The following is a 16710-nucleotide window of genomic DNA, read 5'->3' as shown; positions in this document are numbered from 1 at the left end:
ATTCGCCACCGGAACGGCACAGCCACTGGAACGACCCGACCCCCGAGGGCGCATGCCCTCGGGGGTCGGGTCTGCCGCGAGATCGTGCTCAGCGGCCCTTGCGGCGCGGCTGCGCCCGCTGCCCCTGGTGGCCTCCCGGGATCAGCTGGGACGTGCCCGCCGCGGCGGCGGCCAGGGCGGCCTCCGACGCGCCGTCGCTCGCCAGCTCGTCACGGGCGGCCAGCACCTTGGCCGTGTGCTCCTTGATCTTCGGCTCGCTCTCCCGGAACAGCACGTCCAGCGGCGGGGCGAGGAAGATCGACGACGCGGCGCCCACGGCGATGCCGACGAACAGCGACAGCGACAGGTCCTTCAGCGTGCCCGCGCCGAGCAGGAAGGCACCCACGAAGAGGATGCCCGCCACCGGCAGGAGCGCCACCACCGAGGTGTTGATCGAGCGCACGAACGTCTGGTTCACCGCGAGGTTGGCCCGTTCGGCGTACGTGCTGCGCGTCTGCTCCAGCACCGTGGCGGTGTTCTCCCGGACCTTGTCGAACACCACGACCTTGTCGTAGAGCGAGAAGCCGAGGATCGTCAGGAAGCCGATGATGGTCGACGGCGTGACCTCCCAGCCGATCGCCGCGTACACGCCCGCCGACACCAGCAGGTCCAGGAGGACCGCGACGACGCCGGCCATGGCCATCCGCCACGCCCGGAAGTACAGCGCCATGAAGACGACCACCGCGCCCACGAACACGAGCGTGCCGTACAGCGCCTTCTGCGAGACGCTCTCGCCCCAGGTGGGGCCGATAAAGGAGGTCGTCACCTGCTCGGCGGAGACGCCGTAGGCGTCGGCCAGCGCATCGCGGACCGCGTTGAGCTCGGACTCGTCCGTGAGCTCGGCCGTCTGCACGCGGACCGCTCCGTCACCGACCTGGGTGACCAGCACCTCCTGGTTGGGTGCTACCGAGTGCACGGCGTCGATCCCCGGGTCCTCCTCGGTGCTGGCCGCATTGGAGACGGTGAACTCGGAGCCGCCGCGGAAGTCGATGCCGAGGTTGAGCCCCTGCAGCGCGATGATCGCGATCGACGCCACCGAGAACAGCGCGACGATCGAGAACCAGACCCGGCGCTTCTGCATGATCGGGTAGGACCGCTGGCCCGTGTACAGGTCGTTGCCCCACTGGGCGAAGTTGAACGCCATCAGAGCTGCTCCTCGTTCTTCGCGGCCTCAGAGGCGGCCTTGCGCTCCGCGGCCCGCCGCTCGGCGATCGTCATCCTGCGGCCTTCCGCCGTCCGGACGGGGGCCGCCGTGCCGGCGCCGCTCGGGACGCTCTGCGGCTGCGCGCCAGCGTACGCGGGCGTCCGCTCGGCGGGCTCGGGCTCCTCCTCGACGGCGTCCGGCGGCGTCTGCGTGGTGCCGGGCTCCCACTCGACCCGGCCGGCGCCCTTGTAGCGGGGGCCGGACGACAGCTGCAACCGGTCCGGCGACAGGCCGGACCACTTGTGACCGTCGCGGAAGAACGAGACCTTCGCGATCAACTCCATCATCGGGTGGGTGAACCAGATGACGACCAGGATGTCGATCACCGTGGTGAGCCCCAGCGTGAACGCGAAGCCGCGCACCCCGCCGACCGTCATGAAGTACAGGATGATCGCGGAGAGCAGGCTCACGGACTTCGCGGCGTAGATCGTGCGGCGGGCGCGGACCCAGCCGCGCTGCACCGCGAGGCGCAGGGAGCGCCCGTCGCGGAGCTCGTCCCGGATACGTTCGAAGTACACGATGAACGAGTCCGCGGTGAAGCCGATCGCGACGATCAGGCCCGCCACACCGGGCAGGGACAACCGGTAGCCCATCCCCCACGACAGCAGGGCGATCACGACGTAGGTCATGACACCGGCCACGACCAGCGAGGCGACCGTCAGGGCGCCGAGCGTCCGGTACTGGAACAGCGAGTACACGACCACGAGGATGAGGCCGATCAGTCCGGCGAACAGGCCACGCTGCAGCTGCTCCTCACCCAGCGTCGCCGAGACGTTGTTCCGCGACTGCACGTCGAACGTCAGGGGCAGCGAGCCGAAGCTGAGCTGGTTCGCCAGGGTGGCGGCGGAATCACGGGTGAAGGTGCCGGAGATCTCCGCCTGGCCGTTCGTGATGATGACGCCCGGGCTCAGCGAAGGAGCCGAGACCACGAGGCCGTCGAGCGTGATCGCGAACTGGTTCCGCGGCGACTCGAGGCCCTGCAGGCGCTCGGTGGTCTCGCGGAACGCCGTGGTGCCCTCGTCGTTGAACGCCAGGTTCACGACCCACTCGCCGGTCTGCACGCCGTTCGCCCCGACGCCGAGACCCGACGACGCCGAGGTCAGCTCGGTGCCGGCGACCTCGACGGGCCCGAGGATGTACTTGGCGGCCCCGGCCTGGTCACAGGTGACCAGCGGCAGGTTCGGGTCGTCGCCGCCCCCGCCCTCGAGGTTCTCCGGGTCGGTGCAGTCGGTCCGGTCCGCGAGCTCCTGGACGGCGGGCGTGATCTGGGCCAGATCGCTCGGGTCGGTCGGGTCGAGGTCCGCCTGCTCCTGCTTGATCTGCTCCAGCAGCTCCTCGTCCGAGGCGGCGGCGTTGCCTTCCTCGTCCTCGGTGGCAGAATCCTCGCCGTTCGCGTTCTCGCCTTCGCTGTCCGCGTTCTCGGAGTCGGCCTCGTCGCCGGACTCTCCCTCCGCGGCGGGATCGGCCGTCGCGAAGGGCGACGCGACCGTCAGCACCGGTCGGAACTTCATCTGCGCCGCCTTGGAGATCAGCGCGATCGTCTCGTCGTCCACCTTGCCGGGGATCTCGACGATGATCTGCCGGTCACCCTGCACCGCGATGTCCGCCTCGGTGACACCGTTCGCGTCCACGCGCTGGCGGATCACCCCAACGGCCTCTTCCATGGCCTCGGGGGTGATGTCCGAACCGTCGCTCGTGACGGCCTGCAGCACGATCTGGGTACCGCCCTGCAGGTCGAGGGCGAGTGCCGGGGCGAAGCTCGCCCCGCCGGGATTGTCTTCGGAGCGCGCGTCGAACTGCGATCCGGCCACGAGCACCGCGAGGGGCAGGAGCATCGTGAAGATCGTCATCAGGACGATCGTCCGGACCGGCCGTGAGCGCCGGTTGTCAGTCGCCAACTTGTCGTCTCTTCTCGGTTGCGCGCCGCTGCGGCGGCACGGGTTCGACGCCGCCGCAGGCTCACACCCCCAGCGACGCGGTCGTCACTTGCCGTCGGTGTCGTCGTCCTTGCGCGCCTGCTGGTCGCGGTACTCGCGCTGGGCGGAGTCCAGACCGGAGATGTCGTCCGGGACGTCGATCACGTCGGGCCCGATGGTACTGCCCGAACCTTCTTGCTCGCTGACCTCGGACTCGTCCGTGTCGTCCGAGTCCTCCGGGACCGGCGTCGCGAACTGGGCCGGGATCTCCTTGACCGCGGGCATGACCCAGTCGGTCACGTGGCCGTCCGAGGACTCGATCCGCACGAGCTGCCGGTCCGTGTCGACGGCGACGACGACGCCGACCATGCCGGACTGGGTCATGACCTCGATACCGGGCTGCAGGCTCTCACGGAACTGGGCAGCGGCCCGCTGCTGCTTGCGGCTGCGGCTCGTGGTGAAGAAGAGCATCGCCGCGAGCGCGATGATGAGAATAAGGAAGGTGATGTCCACGTCTGTCCAGTCAAGGTCGGTGTCAGGGGTGCCGACCCAGTCTATGCGTCGAAGAGCGTGTCCGTCGTCGCCCTTGTGGACGGCGCCTCGCCGCCCTGCTGCGCCGGGGCTCCCGAGGCGTGCGGAGGCGTCAGCCCCAGGTGCTCCCAGGCCGCGAGAGTGGCCACCCGGCCCCGGGGCGTGCGGGCGATGAGACCCTCGCGCACCAGGTAGGGCTCCGCGACCGTCTCGACGGTGTCCGACTCCTCCCCGACGGTCGCCGCAAGCGTCGTGAGGCCGACAGGGCCGCCGCCGAACCGCGTGCACAGCGCCGTCAGCACCGACCGGTCCAGCCGGTCCAGCCCGATCGCGTCGACCTGGTACACCCGCAGCGCGGACTTCGCCGCGTGCAGGTCCAGCGTGCCGTCGCCGCGCACCTGCGCCCAGTCCCGCACGCGGCGGAGCAGGCGGTTCGCGACCCGGGGCGTGCCACGCGAGCGCCCGGCGATCTCCGCGGCGGCGTCGCGCCCGACGCCGGTCCCGAGCAGGCCGGACGAACGGAGGATGACCTGCTCCAGCTCGGCCGGCGAGTAGAAGTCCATGTGCCCGGTGAACCCGAACCGGTCCCGCAGCGGCGCGGGCAGCAGACCGGACCGCGTGGTCGCCCCGACGACTGTGAACGGCGGCAGCGCGAGCGGGATCGCGGACGCGCCCGGCCCCTTGCCGACGATGATGTCGACCCGGAAGTCCTCCATCGCGGAGTACAGCAGTTCCTCCGCGGGCCGGGCGAGGCGGTGGATCTCGTCGATGAACAGCACCTCGCCCTCCTCCAGGGAGGAGAGCACGGCCGCGAGGTCTCCCGCGTGCTGGATCGCCGGCCCGGACGTGATGCGCAGGTTGGCGCCGATCTCGGCCGCGATGATCATCGCCAGAGTGGTCTTGCCCAGCCCCGGTGGCCCGGACAGGAGCACGTGGTCCGGCGCGCTCCCCCGGGCGACGGCCGCCCGCAGCATGAGCGAGAGCTGCTCGCGCACGACGGGCTGGCCCACGAACTCCTCCAGCCGCTTGGGGCGCAGCGCCGCCTCGGCCGCCCGCTCGACGTCGTCGGACGCCGTGCCGACGAGCCGCGGAGGGCCGTCCTCCGTGGTGAACGCGCCCGCCCCGGTGGTCGCCTCCTCAGCCACGAGCGCCCCCGAGGACGCGCAGCGCCGCCCGCAGCGTGGTGGCCACGTCCGCCGGCGCGACGGCGTCCTCCCCGGCCTCGGCGAGCACCTTCGCCACCGCGTCCTCCGCCGACTTCACCGGCCAGCCCAGGCCCGCGAGCGCCTCGACGACCTGCTCGGTCCCGGGGTCGGTCACGAATGCGCCCGTCGGCCCCGGGCCGTCGTCGGGCACCCGTCCGGCGACGGCGGACGGCGGGCCGAGTCGGTCGCCGAGTTCCAGGAGGATGCGCTGCGCGCCCTTCTTGCCGATGCCGGGCACGCGGGTCAGCGCCGCCGTGTCCTCGGCAGCCACGGCGCGACGCAGCCCCTCGGGCGGGTACACGGCGAGCATCGCGAGCGCCAGGCGCGGCCCGACGCCGCTGACGGTCTGCACGATCTCGAAGACATCACGCTCGTCGGCGTCGGCGAAGCCGTACAGGGTCATCGAGTCCTCTCGGACGACCATGCTGGTGGCGACCCGGGCCTCCGCTCCGACCCGCAGGGCGGCGAGGGTGCCGGGCGTGGCGTGCACCAGATAGCCGACGCCGCCGACGTCGACCACGGCGCGGTCCAGTGTCACGTGCTGCACGGTTCCCGTCAGCGAGGCGATCACGGGTGCTCCTTCCGGCGGCTGCGGTGGTCGGGCTCGCCGGGGCCGGCGTTCCCCTCGAACGTCCGTGCGATCCTAGCGTGACCGCCGGCCCCGGCGAAGGCGACGCGCAGGGACGGGCGGAAGCCCACCCGGAACGGGGAGGCGCGTCCTCAGGACGGCAGCGTGTCAGCCCTTGCGGCGTGCCGCCGCCTCCGCGGCCGCCCAGGCGCGCTGGGCGGAGGTCAGCTCATGCCGCTCTCCCCCTTGCAGCGCGCCCGCCGGGCGCCACAGATGGCAGACCGCGAGCGCCAGTGCGTCCGCGGCGTCGGCGGGTTTCGGGGGGTCGTCGAGCCGCAGGATGCGGCTGATCATCTTCGTGACCTGCGCCTTGTCGGCGCGGCCGGAGCCTGTCACGGCGGCCTTGACCTCGCTCGGGGTGTGCAGGGCCACGGGGATGCCGCGGCGGGCGGCGGCGAGCATCGCGATGCCCGCCACCTGGGCGGTGCCCGTCACGGAGGCGACGTTGTGCTGTGCGAAGACCCGTTCGACGGCGACGACGTCGGGCACGTGTGCCTCGATCCACTCGTCGAGGCCCTCGGCGATCCGCAGGAGACGCAGGTCCACCGACAGGTCGGCGTCGGACCGGATGACGCCCACGCCGGCCATCTGCGCCCGGCGCCCGGGCAGGGAGTCGACGACGCCGACTCCGCACCTGGTCAGGCCAGGATCGACTCCGAGAACGCGCACGCCTCACGATCTCACACGAACACCGCTGCCCCCGGCACGCACGCCGGAGGTTGCTTCCGTGACCTCGCGTCGAGCGACGGCGGCCCCACGGGACCGTCGAGCGCGCTTCATACGATGTGAGGCGAGTCCCGCTGCCAGGCACCCCACACGGGTGGCCCGGCAGCGGGGTGAGGTCGTCACTCCTCGGCGTCGAGTGCTTCCATGACCTCGTCGCTCGCGTCGAAGTTCGCGTAGACGTTCTGTACGTCGTCGCTGTCCTCGAGGGCGTCGATGAGGCGGGTGATCTTCTTCGCGCCCTCGACGTCGACCTCGACCTGCATCGACGGGTGGAATACGACGTCGGCGGAGTCGTAGTCGATTCCGGCGTCCTGGATGGCCTTGCGCACGGGGACCAGGTCCGTGGCCTCGGACATGACCTCGATGACCTCACCGAGGTCGGTGACCTCCTCGGCACCGGCGTCGAGCGCGGCCATCATGACCTCGTCCTCCCCCACGCCGTCGGACTTCGGCACGACGACCAGGCCCTTGCGCGAGAACAGGTAGGACACCGAGCCCGGGTCGGCGAGCGAGCCGCCGTTGCGGTTGAACGCGGTGCGCACCTCGGCCGCGGCACGGTTCTTGTTGTCGGTGAGGCACTCGACCAGCACGGCGATGCCGTTGTTGCCGTAGCCCTCGTACATGATCGTCTGGTAGTCGACGGCGTCGGCGCCCTCGCCGGAGCCGCGCTTGACCGCGCGATCGATGTTGTCGTTCGGGACCGAGGACTTCTTCGCCTTCTGGACGGCGTCGAACAGTGTCGGGTTGCCGGCGAGGTCACCACCACCGGTACGCGCCGCGACCTCGATGTTCTTGATGAGCTTCGCGAACAGCTTGCCGCGCTTGGCGTCGATCGCCGCCTTCTTGTGCTTGGTCGTGGCCCACTTGGAGTGACCTGACATGTACCCGTTAACTCCTTCGCGAATCTTCGATGATGCGGGCGAACAGTCCGTGCACGCGCGCGTCCCCCGTGATCTCCGGATGGAAGGCGGTGGCGAGCAGCGGGCCCTGCCGTGCTGCGACGATCTTACCGGCGGCCGCCACCTCGCGGCCCGACGTGTCGGTCCCGGGGATCCGGGCGAGCACCTCGACGTCGTCGCCGGCCTCCTCGATCCAGGGCGCACGGATGAAGGCGGTACGCACGGGGCCGCCGGGGACGCCGCCCATCTCCAGGTCGGTCTCGAACGAGTCGACCTGCCGCCCGAAGGCGTTGCGCCGCACCACGACGTCCATGCCGCCGAGCGTCTGCTGGTCGGCGGTGCCCGACGTGATGCGGTCCGCGAGCAGGATCATTCCCGCGCACGAGCCGTACACGGGCAGGCCTTCCTTGATCATCGCGCGCAGCGGCTCGGCCAGGCCGAACACGTGCAGGAGCTTGTCGATGGTGGTCGACTCCCCGCCCGGGATCACCAGCCCGTCGACCGCCTCCAGCTCGGAGGTGCGGCGCACCGGGATCGCGCGGACGCCCACGCTCCCGAGCGCCGCGGCATGCTCTCGGACGTCGCCCTGCAGGGCGAGGACTCCGACGGTAAGTGTGCGTGTCACGGGAGTCGATCCTATGACGACGTCGGAGCCCCGCCCTCCTCGATGTCCACCAGGACGTCCACGGCCCCCGTCGGCGAGCCGCGCAGCCTCCGCTCCCGCGCGACGAGTTCGACGCTCTCGTCGCGCAGCGCGAACGCCTCCTGCACCGCGGCGGTGGCGGCCTCGGCGCGACCGAGGCTACGCAGCACCGTGGCGAGATTCGTCAGGGCGACGGCGAGGCTGTCCTGGTGGTGCGGGCGCTTCGAGCGCGCGAGGTCGCGCAGCATGCTCACGGCCTCCGTCGCCGGGGCGACGGCGTCGAGCGGCCGGCCCGCCTCGGTCAGCCGCACGCCCAGGCGCGACAGCGAGCGGGCCAGATCCTCCTCGTACCGGCCGGGCAGCCGGGCCGCCAGCTCGCGGCGGATGGCCACCGCCTCCTCCTCCAGCGGCAGCGCCTCGGCGAACCGGCCGAGCCGCGCGTAGGTGACCGCCAGGTTGGAGCACGACGTCGCGAGCATGTCGCGGTAGCGCTGCGGTGTCTCCTCGGCCAGCTCACGGCGGATCCTCACGGACTCCTCCTCCAGGCCCGCGGCCTCGGCCGCGCGGCCCTGCTCCGACAGCAGCGACCCGAGGCCCGCCAGCGACCACGCGACCAGCCACCGCATCCCGACCGGGTCCTGCCGCGCGAACCGGCGCCGGATCGACAGGGCCTCCCGCGCCGCCGCGACCGCCTCGGCCGGCCGGTCGAGCTGCGCCGCCGCGTCGCTGAGGTTCGACAGCGCGAAGGCGAGGTACTGCTCGTGCTCCCCGGGACGACGCAGCGTGAGCCGCCGCCGGATCTCCACGGACTCGCGCAGCCCGTCGATCACGTCGGCCGCCCGGCCGAGGTCGACCTGCCCCACGGTGTTCGCCAGCACGAGCGCGAGCATCGCCTCGTGCGCGGCGGGGTCGCGGGCCACGAGCCGCCGCAACGTCGCCACGGAGGCCGTGTGGCACACCTCGACCTGCTCCGGGCGCCCCAGGAAGTCGTAGGTGATCGCCATCCCGTTCAGGGCGTTCGCCAGCATCGGGTCCATCCACACCCGCTCCCCGGCAGGCGCGGCCCGGCACACGGCCGCGACCTCGTCCGAGATCTGGAGCGACTCGGTGTACCTGCCCTTGCCGAACAGCACGCCCGCCATCACCATGCGGGCCTCCAGCAGCGGCACGTGGTACCGGTGCGGGGCGTGCCGGGCCAGCTCGCGCCACGCCGTGACGGCCCCCTGGGCAGACGGCGGCACCTCGTCGTACGTCTCCGGCGCCCCCAGCGCCCGCGCGAGCGTCGCGGTGGCGTCCGCCTTCTCCGGCGTCACAGGCCCGCTGTCGGAACCGTGCTCGCCGACGACGGCGGTGAGCCGCTCCGCCAGCCCCAGCGCCACGTCACGCGGCAGCGGGCGGCGGCCGAACAGCCGCAGCACCTGGGCGAGCGCCTCCGCGTCGTCGGGCAGCGCGTCCGCCACCCGTTCCAGCAGCACCGTCGCGAGGCGCGCGGCCTCGGGCACACCCGGGTCGTCGACGTCGAGCCGGTGGGCGAAGACGGCGACACGGAACGCCTGCGGTGCGTCCAGGCCCGTTGTGCAGGCCCGGACCCGGGCGGGATCGGCGGCCAGGGTCCGCGCGACGTGCAACTCGGCCAGCCGGTTCGGCAGTCCTCCCGGCCCGCTCATCGGTGACGGGCGCCGGGGGCCGGGGCCGGGCACGCCGTGGAGCGGGCGCTCGGGCCCGAATTCCTCGCCGCGCAGCAGCGCTCCGGCGATCTCCTCGTCCGGGGCCTCCCATCCCTCGCGCTCCACGTCGAGCAGCGCCCCGACGCCGCGCGAGACGTCCGCGACACCGCCGCGCAGGAGCGCTGCCAGGGCCGCGGCGTGAACGTCCAGGAAGGGCGCCGCCTCGGGACCTTCCCGCACCTCGGGGACGGCGGGCGCGGTCGCTGCGAGTTTCCGCTGCACCCCGGCACGCCGGGCGAAGGCGCGCATGGCGGCCGACACCAGCGTCGCGGCGGGTACCCGGGGCGGGGCGAGGTGGACCTGCGACGTCGGCACCGGCTCCGGGCCTGCCCAGAGGTCACACGCCCAGCGCAGCCGGGTCCACCATTCCCGCCCGGCGCGGCCCAGCAGGACCACGCGCAACCGGGTGTCCCCCGCGCCGGCCAGCGCGCCGAGCTGCTCGGCCAGCCGGGGGTGCGCCGCGGCGTCGTCCACCACGACCAGGACGCGCCCGCCGCGGCAGGCCGCGGCGACCTCGGCCGGCGAGTCGTCCGGTTCCGGCCACACGCACGTCCACCCGCGCCGGCGCAGCCGCGCCGCGAGCTCCAGCGCGAGACGCGACTTCCCGACCCCGCCCGTGCCGGTGACGAAGCGGACCTGGACGCGGGAGCGCTCCCGGCACCACGAGTGGAGCTCGTCGAGTTCGGCGTCGCGCCCCGCGAACGGAACGATCCGCAGCGCCGGATCCAGCAACCCGGCCGCGGAGACCTTCGCACGCTGTGCACGCAGGCGGCTGTCGGGGTGAGGGGGACGCCACATAGGCATATTCAAACTCATGCACGCTCCGATCGCGCAGTGATGAAATGACCTTTGCGCGATCCATCGTTCGGCAATACCGCCTCGATGTCCGCAAGCACACGCACCGAACGCGCAAGATCGTCGCCGAAGCGCCGTTGGTCCGTGGCGGCGAGCCGGTCCCGGATCCGCACCGCCTCCCGTGCGGACGCGGCCGCCGAGACGTACCGGCGCTGCTCGCCGAGCGCGACGGCCAGGGCCGTCAGGGCCGAGGCCAGGCCCGGCAGGTGCTTCTCCGGATGCTCCCTGCTCAGGTCGCGCAGCGCCCCGACCGCCTCGTGCAGCGGGCCGACGGCGTCCTGGGCGCGAGAGAGATCCGTGAAGGTCGCCCCCAGGTTGGCGAGCACCGTCGCCAGGTCCGGGAGGTGCTGCCACCGGTCGTCGCGGGCCACCTGCCGCATGAGTGCCACGGCCTCTCGCGTGGGCTCGACGGCGTCCTCGGTGCGCCCCATGTCGGAATACCGGACGCCCAGGTTCGACAACGACCGGGCAAGGTGCTGGCGGTGCCGGCTGACGGAGGAGCGCAGGACCAGGTCCCGGCGGATCTCCACGGCCTCGTGCTCCAGCCGCAGGGCGTCGCCGAACCTCCCGAGCCGCGAGTACGTCACGCCGAGGTTGGAGCAGGACGTGGCTAGCTCCTCGCGATAGCGTCCGGGGGCCTCACCGGCGAGCTCACGCCGGATCGCCAGCGCCTCCTCCTCCAGCGACAGCGCCTCGTGCGGCCGCCCCTGCTCCGACAGCAGGACGCCGACACCGGACAGGGACCACGCCAGCTCGAACCGCAGCTTGGGCGCGCCACCCCGGTCCGACGACGCCGCCTTCCGCAGGGCCCGCCGCCGCAGCGCCAGCGCCTCCTGCCCCGCGGCGAGGGCCTCGGCCGCCTTTCCCAGCCCGGCGAGCGCATGGCTGAGATTCGACAGGCTGTACGCCAGGTGCCGCTCGAACGCGTCCGGCCGGTCGCGCGCGAGCCTGCGCCTGATCGACACCGATTCGCGCAGGCCCTCCAGCGCCTCGCCGGGCCTGCCCCGGTTCACCAGGAGCAGCAGGTTGGCCTGAACGCGCGCGAGGGTCTCCTGGTACGCCACAGGGTCGCGGCCGACCAGCCCGCGCAGGAGCGATACGGCGCGCTCGTGGTACCAGCGCGCCGCGTCCACGCTGCCCGGGGCGGTCGTCAGCTCCAGCGCGTACATCCCCCACGCGAGCTCCGGCTCCGACCACGCCGCCTCCGCTTCGGGTACGGAGCTCCACGCCGACACGGTCTCTTCCACCAGCCGGGCGCCCTCCTCGTCGCGTCCGGTGCCGAAACTCACGACCGCGAGGTCGCGCATCGCGCGCCACAGCGCGGTCCGGTAGCGCAGCGGGTCGGCCCGGGTGATCCTCCGCCACATCGCCTCGGCCCGCTCGGCGGGGTCGAGCGCCTCGTCCGAGTGGCCCGCCTCCTCGAGCGCGCGCGCCCAGGCGCCGAGCGCCTCGGCCTGGCCGGTCGTGTCCCGGCCCGCCGCGTTCGCCGTGACCACCGTCACGAGCCGGGACGCCAGGTCCGCGGCCTGCGCCGCAGGCACCGGCCGCGCGGGGAACAACCGCAGGATCCGTTCCAGATGCTCCGGGCCGTCCGACAGCTGGGTCGCCACGCGCTCCAGCAGCGCGCCCGTGAGGCGACCCGCGCCGGTCACCGCCGGGGTGTCGACGTCCAGGCGGAACGCGAACATGGCGACCTCGAACGCCTCGTCGGGCGTGATCCTGGCGGTGCAGACCTCCGTCATCCCGGGCGCGGCGGTGAGCGTCCGCGCCACGTGCAGTTCCGCGAGCCGGTCCGGCAGGTCGCGGCGGTCGCCGCAGAGCAGGGCGCGGGCGACGGCGGCGTCGGTGTCCTCCCACCGGTCCCGTTCCTGGTCCAGCAGCGCCGCGGGTCCCCTGGCGACGTCGACCACCGCCCCGGCACCGCCTGGGTCGTCCGTGGCAAGGACCGCCAGGACGGCGGCGTGCACGTCACCGAAGCACGGCGGATCCGCGTCGGCGGGCAGGTCGCCGGCAACGAGTTCCGGGGCCTGCGTCCCGAGGCGGGACGCGAACGCCGCCGCCGCGGTCCGGACCAGCCGGTCCAGGCTCTGCGCCGGGGGGCCGGCATGCGCGATCGAGGTCGGCACGCTCGCCGCGTCCGCCCACAGGGTGCTCGCCCACCGCAGCCTCGTCCACCATTCCCGGCCCGTCCGGGCGAGCAGCAGCACCCGTATCCGCCCCGCCTCGGTGTCCCCGAGCGCGGCGAGCTGGTCGCCCAGGCGGGGGAACGACGCGGCGTCGTCCACGACGACGAGGACGCGCGGGCCGCGGCACGCCGCCGCCACGTCCCGGGGGTCATCGGCAGGGTCGAGCCAGACCGACCGCCAGCGGCGGCGGTTCAGGCGCGCGCTCAACTCCACGGCGATCCGCGACTTGCCGCTGCCTCCGAGCCCGGTCAGCAGCCGCACCCGGACGGCCTCGGATCCGCCCGCCCAGTTCGTGAGGTCGGCCATCTCGGCGTCGCGCCCGGAGAACGGCACGACTCTCAGCGCGGGATCGAGCAGGCGCACGGGCCCGCCGTCGGGCAGTGACGACGCCGGCCCGCGACGGTTCCAGCCCTCTCGCCCACGCAGCACGGGGCAAGTCAACCGCAACCAGGGCACTCAACACCAGAACGCCGTGCGTGTCCGCGCGGTCGCGGGCGGTGTCGATCCAGGATGGCGCGGGCCGCGGCACGCTCACGGATCCGATCGGAGCCGGCTCGGCAGCAGGAACTCCAGGTGTTCCTCGGCCACCCTGCGCTCGACGACCTCGATCGGCCCCTGCTCGGCGATCGTCGTGACCACCTCGTCCACCAGGGCCGGCGGGGCCGAGGCCCCGGCGGTCACCGCGACGGTCTCCTTGCCCCGCAGCCACGCGAGATCGATCTCGTCCGCGTCCTCGATCAGGTGCGCCTCGGTCCCCGAGCCCCGCGCCAGCTCCACCAGGCGGTTCGAGTTGGAGGAGTTCGCCGAGCCGACCACGAGGACCAGCTCGGCCTCGTCCACCACCGCCGCGACCGCCGCCTGGCGGTTGGTGGTGGCGTAGCAGACGTCGTCGCGACCCGGCCCCTTGATCCGCGGGAAGCGCCGTCGCAGCGCAGCTACGATCGCCTCCACCTCGGCGACCGCGAGGGTGGTCTGGCTCAGGTAGGTGAGGCGGTCCGGATCGGGGACCTCGAGACGCCCGACGTCCCCGACCCGCTCGACCAGCACCGTCCGCTCCGGGGCCACCCCCGTCGTGCCGATGACCTCCTCGTGGCCCGCGTGACCGATGAAGACGATCGTGTCCCCGGCTCCGGCGGCCCGGCTCGCCTCGTGGTGGACCTTGGTCACCAGCGGGCAGGTGGCGTCGACGACGTCGAACCCGCGCCGCTCGGCCTCCCGCCGGACGGCCGGCGCCACGCCGTGAGCCGAGAACACCACCCGCGCCCCCGCGGGTACCTCGTCCAGCTCCGAGACGAACACCGCTCCCCGTGCCTCGAGGTCGCCGACGACGTGGGAGTTGTGGACGATCTGGTTGCGCACGTACAGCGGCGGGCCGTGCCGGTCCAGCAGCCGCTCCACGATGTCGATGGCGCGCTCGACCCCGGCGCAGAAGGACCGGGGCGAGGGCAGCAGCACGCGGCGGGTCGCGGTCACGACAGCCTCCCGATCGTCCTGACGGCCAGGGCGCCGAGTTCGTCGGCCACCTCGGGCACCAGGCCCGCCTGGTCCAGGCTCGCCACCGCGGCGGCGACGAGCGACTCGGCCGACTCCAGGCTGGCCCGCCGCCCGCCGCAGGCGTCGACCAGGTCCGCGGCGCGCCGCAGCCCGGCCTCGTCGAGCGGTTCGACCGCGGCGAGGAAGCGGGCCAGGTCTGCGGATTCGGGGTGGCCCGAGCCGAGCGCGGCCGTCACCGGCAGGGTCTTCTTCCGGTTGCGCAGGTCGGAGTAGACGGCTTTGCCGGTGACCTCCGGGTCGCCCCAGATGCCCAGCAGGTCGTCGACGTGCTGGAAGGCGAGGCCGAGCTGGGCCCCGAACTCACGCAGGGCCTTGACCTGGTCCCCCGTACCACCGGCGAACAGGGCGCCGAGCGCGGTCGCACAGGCCATGAGCGAGGCGGTCTTGGCCTCGGCCATCGCCACGCACTCGGCGAGGCCGACCCGTTCGCGTTGCTCGAAGCGGGCGTCGGCCAGCTGCCCGTCGACCAGCGCGCGGACCGTCGCCGCCAGCAGGCCCGTCCCGGTCGCGGCCCGCTCGTGGCCGGAGCCGGCCAGGACCTCGAAGGCCAGGGCGTGAAGCGCGTCGCCGACGAGGATCGCGTCGGTGACACCGAAGACCTTCCACACCGTGGGGCGGTGCCTGCGCATGGTGTCCTGGTCGATGATGTCGTCGTGGACGAGTGAGAAGTTGTGCACGAGCTCCACGGCCACGGCCGCGGGCACGGCGGGCCTCCAGTCGTCGGCCACGGCCTTGGCGGCCAGCAGGGTCAGCAGCGGTCGCAGGGCCTTGCCGGAGTTCGCGCCCGCGGGTTTCCCCGCGGCGTCCGCCCAGCCGAAGTGGTAGGACGCGACGCGGTAAGCGGCATGCGGAAGCCGGGCGACGGCCGCCCGCAGACCGCCGTCGACGGCCTCGCGCTCGAACGTGTATCGGTCGGTCAGGACGGTCATGGGTCCTCCCCTGGACGGTCGGTTCGGGATCGTCTCCACCACGGATCCGGGGCGGCCGGCGCGACGTCCGACGCCGCGCGGGCCGCCCCGGCCGGTCAGCGTCCGACCTCGACGTTCTCGAGCACGCCGAGCGCGTCTGGCACCAGGACCGCGGCGGAGTAGTAGGTGCTGACGAGGTAGGACATGACGGCCTTCTCGTCGATCCCCATGAACCGGACCGACAGACCCGGCTCGTACTCGTCCGGGAGACCGGTCTGACGCAGGCCGACGACGCCCTGGTCGGCCTCGCCGGTACGCATGCACAGGATCGACGTGGTCCGCGCCTCGGTGATCGGGATCTTGTTGCACGGCAGCACGGGGATGCCCCGCCAGGCCGGGATGTGGTGACCGTGGAAGTCGACCGTGGCCGGGTAGAGGCCCCGCTTGTTGCACTCACGCCCGAACGCGGCGATCGCCTTCGGGTGGGCCAGCAGGTACTCGGGCTTGCGGCGCCGGCTGATGAGCTCGTCCATGTCGTCCGGCGTGGGCGGGCCCGAGCGGGTCGGGATCCGCTGGTTCAGCGCGGCGTTGTGCAGCAGGCCGAACTCACGGTTGTTGACCATCTGGTCCTCCTGCTGCTCGCGGAGTGCCTCGACGGTGAGACGGAGCTGCTGCTCCATCTGGTTCATCGGCTTGTTGTACAGGTCCGCGACGCGGGTGTGGACGCGCAGCACCGTCTGCGCCACCGAGAGTTCGTACTCACGCGGCGCGAGCTCGTAGTCGACGAACGTCCGCGGCAGGTCCGGCTCCCCCGCGTGGCCGGCGGCGATGTCGATCGCGGACTCGCCGTACCTGTTGGCCCGCGCCGACACGCGTGCCCGGTAGGCGTCGAGGTGCCCGGCCAGGGACGGGGACCGTTCGGCGAGTTCGGCGATCGCCGCGACCGGGAGGGTGAGCACCGTCGTGTCCACGTCGGCCACGATGTCGCGGCGCCAGACCGGCTCGCCGTCGGTCAGCGCCTGCTCGCCGATGTGCGCGCCGTCGGCCATGCGTTCGAGGATCGCCCGTTCCCCGTAGGGTCCGTCACTGAGGTGGTCGACGCGCCCGTGCGCGATCAGGTACAGCCCGTCGACCGGTTCGCCGACGGTCGCGATCGCCTCACCCCGCCGCACCACGCGCTGCTCGAAGCGCTCGGCCATCGCCTCGAGCACCGGCAGGTCCTCGTACCCGCGCAGCTCGGAGATCTCGTTCAGCTCGGCCGGGATGACACGGATCGTGTCGCCCTCGGTGATGAACTCGATCTTGCCGTCTCCGACGGTGTACGTCAGGCGGCGGTTGACGCGATAGGTGCCGCCGGACGTCTGGACCCACGGCAGGATCCTGAGGAGCCAGCGGGAGGTGACCTCCTGCATCTGCGGCACGGACTTGGTGGTCGATGCGAGATTCCGGGCTGCGGCAGTGCTGAGACTGGTCGGCGCGGATCGATCGTCGGCGGTCAGGCCCGAGGGGGCCGGGCTGTTGAGAGCGGGATCAGTCACGCTGAGTGTTCCTCTCGTCGTAGCTGCTGCGATGCGGAGATCGCCGGTGGCATCCCGGCAGGAATGCCGCTCGTGATGCACTCGTCCGGGCATGTCACCCGTGAGGCACCTGTGCGGGTTCGACGACGGCCGGGTGGCCGGCGGCTCCCCC

General features: G+C 72.9%; 13 protein-coding genes. All 13 read right to left on the bottom strand.

The window, feature by feature from the left end:
* Positions 1–88: 88 nt before the first annotated feature.
* The 13 genes from secF to ACYVK5_RS18250 all read right to left on the bottom strand — a co-directional run bounded on the left by secF (position 89) and on the right by ACYVK5_RS18250 (position 16559).
* On the bottom strand, positions 89–1183 hold the full coding sequence (gene secF, locus ACYVK5_RS18310) for a protein translocase subunit SecF (RefSeq protein WP_460707391.1): 1095 nt from the start codon (positions 1181–1183) through the stop codon (positions 89–91).
* Entirely contained in the window at positions 1183–3093 is a 1911-nt protein-coding gene (secD, locus tag ACYVK5_RS18305) for a protein translocase subunit SecD (protein WP_460707390.1), read from the bottom strand. The genes secF and secD overlap by 1 nt, the downstream gene beginning before the upstream one ends.
* A gap of 132 nt (positions 3094–3225) precedes the next feature.
* Positions 3226–3672 (bottom strand): preprotein translocase subunit YajC, encoded by a 447-nt coding sequence (gene yajC, locus ACYVK5_RS18300; protein ID WP_460707389.1) that lies wholly within the window; start codon positions 3670–3672, stop codon positions 3226–3228.
* Between the two features lie 41 nt (positions 3673–3713).
* The gene (gene ruvB / locus ACYVK5_RS18295) at positions 3714–4835 is read right to left on the bottom strand and encodes a Holliday junction branch migration DNA helicase RuvB (protein WP_460707388.1); all 1122 of its coding nucleotides are present in this window, start codon (positions 4833–4835) and stop codon (positions 3714–3716) included.
* Positions 4828–5466, bottom strand: coding sequence for a Holliday junction branch migration protein RuvA (gene ruvA, locus ACYVK5_RS18290; protein WP_460707387.1), 639 nt, complete (start codon positions 5464–5466; stop codon positions 4828–4830). The genes ruvB and ruvA overlap by 8 nt, the downstream gene beginning before the upstream one ends.
* A gap of 165 nt (positions 5467–5631) precedes the next feature.
* Positions 5632–6192: a crossover junction endodeoxyribonuclease RuvC gene (gene ruvC, locus ACYVK5_RS18285; RefSeq protein WP_460707386.1), complete on the bottom strand. Its 561-nt coding sequence runs from the start codon at positions 6190–6192 to the stop codon at positions 5632–5634.
* A gap of 176 nt (positions 6193–6368) precedes the next feature.
* Entirely contained in the window at positions 6369–7130 is a 762-nt protein-coding gene (locus ACYVK5_RS18280) for a YebC/PmpR family DNA-binding transcriptional regulator (RefSeq protein ID WP_460707385.1), read from the bottom strand.
* A gap of 7 nt (positions 7131–7137) precedes the next feature.
* Positions 7138–7773, bottom strand: a complete 636-nt coding sequence (gene pdxT / locus ACYVK5_RS18275) for a pyridoxal 5'-phosphate synthase glutaminase subunit PdxT (protein ID WP_460707384.1) — start codon at positions 7771–7773, stop codon at positions 7138–7140.
* A gap of 11 nt (positions 7774–7784) precedes the next feature.
* A complete protein-coding gene (locus tag ACYVK5_RS18270; RefSeq protein ID WP_460707383.1) occupies positions 7785–10316 on the bottom strand; it encodes a tetratricopeptide repeat protein in 2532 nt (843 codons plus the stop codon).
* 14 nt (positions 10317–10330) lie between these two features.
* Entirely contained in the window at positions 10331–12988 is a 2658-nt protein-coding gene (locus tag ACYVK5_RS18265; RefSeq protein ID WP_460707382.1) for a tetratricopeptide repeat protein, read from the bottom strand.
* Positions 12989–13090: 102 nt separating this feature from the next.
* Complete coding sequence (ispH, locus tag ACYVK5_RS18260) at positions 13091–14032, bottom strand: 4-hydroxy-3-methylbut-2-enyl diphosphate reductase (RefSeq protein ID WP_460707381.1); 942 nt, start codon at positions 14030–14032, stop codon at positions 13091–13093.
* Positions 14029–15042, bottom strand: a complete 1014-nt coding sequence (locus tag ACYVK5_RS18255; protein ID WP_460707380.1) for a polyprenyl synthetase family protein — start codon at positions 15040–15042, stop codon at positions 14029–14031. The genes ispH and ACYVK5_RS18255 overlap by 4 nt, the downstream gene beginning before the upstream one ends.
* A 95-nt stretch (positions 15043–15137) precedes the next feature.
* Positions 15138–16559 carry a family 2B encapsulin nanocompartment shell protein gene (locus ACYVK5_RS18250; protein ID WP_460707379.1) on the bottom strand — a complete coding sequence of 474 codons (1422 nt, stop codon included), beginning with the start codon at positions 16557–16559 and terminating at the stop codon, positions 15138–15140.
* Positions 16560–16710: the final 151 nt, after the last annotated feature.

The organism is Myceligenerans halotolerans (assembly GCF_054782975.1).
Note: the sequence above shows the minus strand (reverse complement) of the source record. Positions and strands in the feature narration are given on the sequence as shown.

Coding starts and splice junctions, on each gene's coding strand:
- secF (WP_460707391.1), bottom strand. CDS start 1,183: ATGGCGTTCAACTTCGCCCAGTGGGGCAACGACCTGTACACGGGCCAG.
- secD (WP_460707390.1), bottom strand. CDS start 3,093: ATGACGATCTTCACGATGCTCCTGCCCCTCGCGGTGCTCGTGGCCGGA.
- ACYVK5_RS18280 (WP_460707385.1), bottom strand. CDS start 7,130: ATGTCAGGTCACTCCAAGTGGGCCACGACCAAGCACAAGAAGGCGGCG.
- ACYVK5_RS18270 (WP_460707383.1), bottom strand. CDS start 10,316: ATGTGGCGTCCCCCTCACCCCGACAGCCGCCTGCGTGCACAGCGTGCG.
- ACYVK5_RS18255 (WP_460707380.1), bottom strand. CDS start 15,042: ATGACCGTCCTGACCGACCGATACACGTTCGAGCGCGAGGCCGTCGAC.